The organism is Nocardioides cremeus (assembly GCF_030518195.1).
Classification (GTDB): domain Bacteria; phylum Actinomycetota; class Actinomycetes; order Propionibacteriales; family Nocardioidaceae; genus Nocardioides; species Nocardioides cremeus.
Map to the genome: position 1 here is coordinate 1 of NZ_JAULSC010000063.1, position 816 is coordinate 816.

Annotated in this window: 1 pseudogene; it reads right to left on the reverse strand. The window is 66.3% G+C overall.

From position 1 onward, the window contains the following. Positions 1–45 precede the first annotated feature (45 nt). A pseudogene (locus QWJ41_RS20735) lies at positions 46–357 on the reverse strand (transposase); the annotation flags it as partial. Between the last annotated feature and the right edge of the window lie 459 nt (positions 358–816).

The following is an 816-nucleotide window of genomic DNA, read 5'->3' on the forward strand; positions in this document are numbered from 1 at the left end:
GCGCGGCGAGGCAGACGACGTCGTGTCGGGCAGATCCCATGACCGTCAGTGGGCAGTTCTCATGTCCGCCAGCGGGCAGTTTCGTGGCCGTCTCCGGGCAGTTTCTCGTGGCCGCCGACAGCGACGGTGCCAGTAATCGCCGTTGGGCTTGAGGAGTGCCATGGAGCCTTCGGAGAAGGGGCGGCGGTCGCCTGATTGCCATTCGTCGTGCAAGTCGGCCAGCACGGCGCCGACCAGGCGGATCACCGCGGCATCGTTGGGGAAGATCCCGACGACGCGCGCTCGACGCTTGATCTCCTTGTTCACCCGCTCGAGCGGGTTGGTCGACCAGATCTTCGACCAGTGCGACCGCGGGAACGCGTGAACGCCAGCACGGCGCGCCTGAGTCAAGAAGTTGGCGGCAGGCGGCACCGAATCGTATCTGGTCAGGTGGAGACGGACCTACCGCGTCGGGACGTGACGTAACTCGTCACCGCGCAGGCGGGGCGCTAGGACTGGGGGGGCACTATCGAGAGATTCGAGTCGTGTCGCGAATATGTCCCGAAAACGCGAGCGCAAGCCGTCAGACGAGCACGCACGGCGTCAAGAACTCGGGGTCCGAGGATGTCCCGTTGCCGGACGTTCGTGCAGGTCACGGCCCATGTCAGCAAGCCTGGTCAAAGCACTCTCTAGCGCGATGGCGACGCGGGCGGCGTCCAGAGGTCGCAGGTTCAAATCCTGCCCCCGCTACACAGTGACGAGGCCCGGACCGACAGGTCCGGGCCTCGTCTGTTCTCGTCCCGGGTGCTGGTCTCAGCGTCGCCCGGGGTCGACCCG